The sequence below is a fragment of the Dethiothermospora halolimnae genome (genome assembly GCF_037577855.1).
GTDB lineage: Bacteria > Bacillota > Clostridia > Tissierellales > VENL01 > Dethiothermospora > Dethiothermospora halolimnae.
This window is the reverse complement of record NZ_JBAKFX010000017.1, coordinates 58,929-65,368: the sequence shown is the minus strand read 5'-3', so window position 1 is coordinate 65,368 and position 6,440 is coordinate 58,929. Positions and strand designations below refer to the sequence as shown.

The following is a 6,440-nucleotide window of genomic DNA, read 5'->3' as shown; positions in this document are numbered from 1 at the left end:
TAATAAGATTAAAAGTACCAAAATACAAGGCTTGGGAATATGCAAACACAAGAAAGGGATATTGGAGAATATCAAATAGTCCAATATTGAGTAAAACCATAACTAATCAAAGATTGACCAATTATGGTTTTACAAGTTTATCTTCACAGTATGAAAAATTCAGATTGTCTTAGTGAACCGCCGTATACCGAACGGTACGTACGGTGGTGTGAGAGGCCGGTAGATAAATTAATTATCTACCTCCTACTCTATGGAAAATAAAATTATTATTGACTAATAGGTAATGATAGTAGTAAAATATATTTAGTATACGAAATATATCTATACTAAATATATGCATAGAAAATATATTTAAGGGAGGGATTAATTGATGAGTGAAATAGACAAGGGTATTAGTATAGTCAGATTATTAAAAGAAGTATTACAGTTTATACACAAAAATGCCGAGAATGGATTTAAGGAAATGGGTATTACAGCTTCCCAAGGAATGCTTATGAAAATTTTAAGTCATACTGGACCGAAAAAAGTAAGTGAGTTAAGTGATATAATGGGAATCTCTAATAGCACCGTATCGGGAATCATAGATAGGTTGGAAAAAAGAGGATTTGTTGAGAGAAAAAGAAGTAATGAAGATAGAAGGGTAGTTTATGTGGACGTTACCAGTGAATTTAAGAATGATGCTAAGAAGAATTTCAAACAAGTGGAAAAAAAGATAGACTCAATTGTAAATCAAGCCACTAAAGAAGAAATAGATAAGGTTTTTGAAGGATTAAATATATTAAAGGATATAATGAGTAAACAAAATCAAGATATGGATAATTAATATATAAATTTAAAATAAATGATGAAGTATTAAGTTATGGAGAAGGAGTAGATGAAATAATGTTGAAACTAGCTAAGCATTTAAAGCCTTTTATTGGATTAATATTAGCTGCTATAGTTTTCCTTTTTGTTCAAGCCATGGCTGATCTTTCTTTGCCGGATTATATGTCAGATATAGTAAACAAGGGGATTCAGCAAGGTGGCATTGAAAATGCAGTCCCAGAGGCTATTAGAAAAAGCCAAATGGATAGACTTTCTTTATTTATGAATAAAGAGAATAAAAAATATACTATGAATAGTTATAGGTTAATAGATAAATCAAGTGCCGATTATAAAAAATATGTTAGGGATTATCCCCAGTTAGAGAAGGAGCCAATTTATGTTATAAGAGAAATAGATATGTTAGAAGATGCTAAGCTAAATAATGTGATAGGAAGAGCATTTATAGCTGTGTCAGGTATTGAAAGAATGAAAGCTCAATCAAAAAATGGGAAGATTAACTTAGATGGCAGAGAAGTACCCACCGATACAGATGTCTTTGCTCTATTCTCTAAGCTACCTGAAGAAAAAAGAAACGAAGTAAGTGAGAATATGAATAAAAAGTTTTCTACTTTAGGAGAGGATATGCTTATTCAAGCTACAGCACCAAGTATAAAGCTTGAATATGAGGCCTTAGGAATGGATACTGATAAGATACAAAGAGGATATATTATTAAAACAGGAAGTATAATGCTTTTAATATCAATTATAAGTGCAATAAGTATAGTTATTGTAGGTTTTTTAGCTTCAAGAACCGCAGCAGGGTTATCAAGGAATTTACGAGGGAATGTATTTAAAAAGGTGGAGGGTTTTTCTAAAAGGGAACTGGATAAATTTTCTACAGCATCCCTTATAACAAGAACCACCAATGATATTACCCAAATACAAATGCTTACGGTTATTATGATAAGGATGGTATTTTATGCACCAATTATGGGGATAGGGGGGGTTCTTAAGGCTATAGATAAAAGTAGTTCTATGTCTTGGACAATTGCTGTTCCAGTAATAGCTTTACTTGGGTTAATATCAGTTGTATTTGCAATAGCTTTACCAAAGTTTAAGGCCATTCAAAAACTTATAGATAGACTTAATTTAGTGACCCGTGAAAATCTCTCAGGAATGATGGTAATAAGGGCTTTTAACACCCAAAGATTTGAAGAAAGAAGATTTGATAAAGCGAATAAGGATCTTACAAAAACAAATTTATTTGTGAATCGTATAATGGTTGTGATGTTTCCAAGCATGATGTTAATAATGAATTGCGCTACTATACTGATAGTTTGGGTGGGAGCCCATCAGATTGCAAATTCCAGCATGCAGGTAGGGGATATGATGGCATATATGCAATATGCTATGCAAATTATATTTGCATTCTTGATGATGTCCTTTATGTTTATTATGATTCCAAGAGCTTCAGTGGCAGCAGGGCGTATTTCTGAAGTATTAGAAACTGACAACAAGATAAAGGACCCAGAGAGACCTAAAGGGTTTAATAATGATTCCAATGGTATAGTAGAATTTAAAAATGTATCCTTTAGGTATGAAGGGGCAGAAGAAGATATGCTTAAAAATATAAGTTTTAGAGCTCTACCAGGACAAACAGTAGCATTTATAGGATCTACTGGCTCAGGAAAAAGTACCCTTGTTAATTTGATTCCTAGATTTTATGATGTGACAGAGGGAGAAATAATGATAGATGGAATAGATATAAGAGAAGTTACCCAGCATGATTTAAGGGAAAAGATTGGCTATGTACCTCAAAAGAGTTCACTATTTAGTGGAACTATTGAATCTAATTTAAAGTATGGATATGAAAATGCATCAGAATCTGATTTAAAAAGAGCATCAGAAATAGCCCAGGCTATAGACTTTATAGAAGATAAGGATAAAGGCTTTAAAGAGCATATTTCTCAGGGAGGTTCTAATGTATCGGGAGGTCAGAAACAAAGATTGTCAATTGCAAGGGCCCTTATAAAAAAACCGGATATTTATATTTTTGATGATAGTTTTTCAGCCCTTGACTTTAAAACGGCTACAGCCCTTAAAAAAGCATTAAAAACCCAAACAAAAACTAGTACGATTTTTATCGTGGAACAACGTATTTCAAATATTATGAATGCCGATCAGATAATAGTTCTTGATGAAGGTGAAATGGTAGGTAAGGGTAGTCATAAGGAATTGATGGAGAACTGTCCAATCTATAGAGAGATAGCTTCATCCCAGCTCTCAAAGGAGGAATTGGCATGAGAGAAGACAAGAAAGTTAGAAATAGAAGAAGAGGTAGAGGACCAGGCCATGGAGGAATGATGGGAGGCGGGGAAAAGCCTCGAAACTTTAAGGGTACGATGAAGAAACTGGTGAAAAAGTTAAGTGTGTATAAGGTATCTATATTTACTGTTCTTATATTTGCTGTGGCGAGTTCCATATTTTCAATTGTGGGACCTAAAATTTTAGGAAAGGCTACAACAAAATTATTTGAAGGTGTTATGGCTAAAATAGCAGGAACAGGGAGTATAGACTTTGGTTATATTAAAAATATAATTTTTATACTTCTAGGGTTATACTTAATAAGTGCCCTATTTAGATACATTCAGGGGTGGATAATGTCTGGAGTATCGATGAAGGTAAGTTATGACCTTAGAAGGGATATATCTAAAAAGATAAATGCTTTACCCCTTAAATATTTTGATAATACTACTCAAGGGGAGGTATTATCTAGGGTGACTAATGATATAGATACCCTCAGTCAGACATTAAATCAAAGTTTGAGTCAAATAATAACATCGGTAACTACAGTATTAGGAGTTTTAGTTATGATGTTAACCATAAGTTTTAAAATGACTTTAGTTGCCCTTGTAATCATCCCTATTTCCATGGCTTTAATAATGGTTATAGTAAAAAAGTCTCAAAAATACTTTAAACAAAGACAGGATTACCTAGGGAATGTAAATGGACATGTGGAAGAAATGTATGGTGGACATATTGTGATGAAGGCATTTAATGGAGAAGAAAAAAGTATCGAAAAATTTGATGCCTTAAATGAAAAGCTATATGGTGCAGCTTGGAAGTCTCAATTTTTCACTAGTATTATGAGACCCCTTATGAACTTTGTAGGAAACTTAGGATATGTTGCCATAAGTATTTTAGGAGGCTATCTGGCTGCTAAGGGAACTATAGAAGTAGGCGATATTCAAGCATTTATACAGTATGTACGTCAATTTACACAGCCTATATCACAAATTGCCAATATATCTAATATACTTCAACAGACGGCGGCTTCGGCAGAAAGGGTATTTGAATTTTTAGAGGAGGAAGAGGAGACTAAAGATCCATCTAATCCGTTAAAGGTTAACAATATTTTAGGAAAAGTTGACTTTAACGATGTTCATTTTGGATATAATGACGATGAAACTATAATTAATGACTTTTCAGTATCCGTTAAATCAGGACAAAAAGTTGCAATTGTAGGACCAACAGGAGCAGGTAAAACTACAATAGTTAAATTATTAATGAGATTTTATGATATAGATAAAGGTGCTATTATGATAGATGGACACAATATAAAGGACTTTACCCGTAATGACCTAAGGGATATGTTTGGTATGGTGTTACAGGATACATGGCTTTATAATGATACTATAATGGAAAATATTCGATATGGTAGACTTGATGCCACTGATGATGAGGTGGTGGCTGCGGCCAAGGCAGCCCACGTTGACAGTTTTGTCCATACACTACCCGATGGATATGATATGATACTAAATGAAGAAGCATCAAATGTATCTCAAGGACAAAAACAGTTGATTACAATAGCTAGGGCTATATTAGCTGACCCTAAAATTTTAATTCTAGATGAGGCTACAAGCTCAGTTGATACGAGAACAGAACTTCAGATCCAAAGGGCCATGGATAATCTTATGGAAAATCGTACAAGTTTTATTATTGCCCATCGTTTGTCTACCATTAAAGATGCTGATACAATTTTGGTTATGGATAAAGGAGATATTGTAGAGCAGGGTAATCATAAAGATTTATTAGAAAAGGATGGATTCTATGCTAGTCTTTATTATAGTCAGTTTGAAGTAACCAAGACAGCTTAAATAGAGGCTAAAAAACAAATAGTTAATTTAATATTAAGATGTCATAGATTATGGTACCATAATCTATGACATCTTAAATTTTATATAGTATGATATTATGTAGATACTATAATTCTGTGGTTTATTGGATTTAATATTATTTTACAGGGTATGGGATAAATATGGGAAGTTTAAAAGAAAAGGATGATAATGTGAGACGAAACTATTTAGAACAATTTTATTCAATAGATGAAAAGACAGGGGATTATATAATAGAGATTTCAATTGAAGACTATAATGATATTTTTAATAGCTGGGATTCTTCAGTTTATAATGTTAGAGATTTGGATTCTAGTCTTAAAACATTTTTAGAAGACTGTTCCTATGATATCGATTTAAAAAATAATATTGTTATGAGGTTTATAATGGATAATCAAAAAAGAAATAAAGAAACAGAAAAAAGAATTGAAAAGGGGATTAGAAGTTTCTTTAGATATAGGTTATATGTAATAAAGTCAAGCTTATTTAATAAAAGGAAAAGGGCAATAATATATATCATTATATCAATACTCTTTATTTCACTATCCTATACTTTACAGGTATCTACTAAAATGAATTTATTTAATAATATAATATTCCAAGGTTTATCCGTTGGAGGATGGGTCTTTTTATGGGAAGCTTTTTCCTTACTTTTTATACAACATGGTAATTTTAATAAAAAGAAGAAGGAATATAAGAGACTATTAAATTCATCTATGGAATTTAAATATAAATAATATTTATTATTATAAGTATTATTGGTATAATAATAAAATGTGTATATTTTAATATTTAAAGAGGTGTAGTAAATGAGATTAAGACATGTGGAAAATGCCCATGAAATAATAAAAGACAATGAAAAGGCTATATTTAGACCGGAAAGATTTAAAGGAAAATGGGATGAAATATTTGGAAATAAAAATCCCCTCCATGTGGAGTTTGGATCTGGAAGGGGAAGTTTTATAATGGGGATGGCAGAAAAATATCCTAATATAAACTATTTAGCCTTTGAGAGAAATTCAAAGGTTGTTATAAGGGCTTTAAAAAAATTACCTGAGGAGTGCCCTGAAAACTTTTATTTTGCCCACAGTGACATAAAATTAATAGATGAGATATTTAACGATAATGACTTGGATAGGATATATCTAAATTTTTCAGACCCATGGCCTAAAAAAAGACATAGTAAAAGACGACTTACCTATAGAGGATTTTTAAAGGACTATGAAAGGATATTAAAATCAAGTGGGGACTTACATTTTAAAACCGACAATGATGGTTTATTTAATTTCTCCATAGAGGAACTTAAGGAACAGGGGTGGAATATAACATTGGTAACAAGGGATCTACACAACAGCCAATACAATGAAGACAACGTAATGACCGAATATGAGAAGAAATTTTCTAAACAAGGGAAAAAAATAAATAAATTAATAGCCATACCACCTGTGGAATAAATGGAGA

The 6,440-nt window shown here is 32.0% G+C and carries 5 protein-coding genes; all 5 read left to right on the top strand.

Going from position 1 to position 6,440, the window contains the following annotated elements; genetic code table 11:
- Positions 1–370 precede the first annotated feature (370 nt).
- The 5 genes from V6137_RS08965 (at position 371) to trmB (ending at position 6,433) form a co-directional block, all read left to right on the top strand.
- Positions 371–823 (top strand): MarR family winged helix-turn-helix transcriptional regulator, encoded by a 453-nt coding sequence (locus tag V6137_RS08965; protein ID WP_425447578.1) that lies wholly within the window; start codon positions 371–373, stop codon positions 821–823.
- Positions 824–882: 59 nt separating this feature from the next.
- Positions 883–3,108, top strand: a complete 2,226-nt coding sequence (locus tag V6137_RS08960) for an ABC transporter ATP-binding protein (RefSeq protein WP_425447577.1) — start codon at positions 883–885, stop codon at positions 3,106–3,108.
- Positions 3,105–4,961 carry an ABC transporter ATP-binding protein gene (locus V6137_RS08955; protein WP_425447576.1) on the top strand — a complete coding sequence of 619 codons (1,857 nt, stop codon included), beginning with the start codon at positions 3,105–3,107 and terminating at the stop codon, positions 4,959–4,961. Before V6137_RS08960 ends, V6137_RS08955 begins: the two co-directional genes overlap by 4 nt.
- A gap of 161 nt (positions 4,962–5,122) precedes the next feature.
- The gene (locus tag V6137_RS08950) at positions 5,123–5,716 is read left to right on the top strand and encodes a hypothetical protein (protein ID WP_425447575.1); all 594 of its coding nucleotides are present in this window, start codon (positions 5,123–5,125) and stop codon (positions 5,714–5,716) included.
- 72 nt (positions 5,717–5,788) lie between these two features.
- Positions 5,789–6,433, top strand: coding sequence for a tRNA (guanosine(46)-N7)-methyltransferase TrmB (trmB, locus tag V6137_RS08945; RefSeq protein WP_425447574.1), 645 nt, complete (start codon positions 5,789–5,791; stop codon positions 6,431–6,433).
- Positions 6,434–6,440 lie beyond the last annotated feature (7 nt).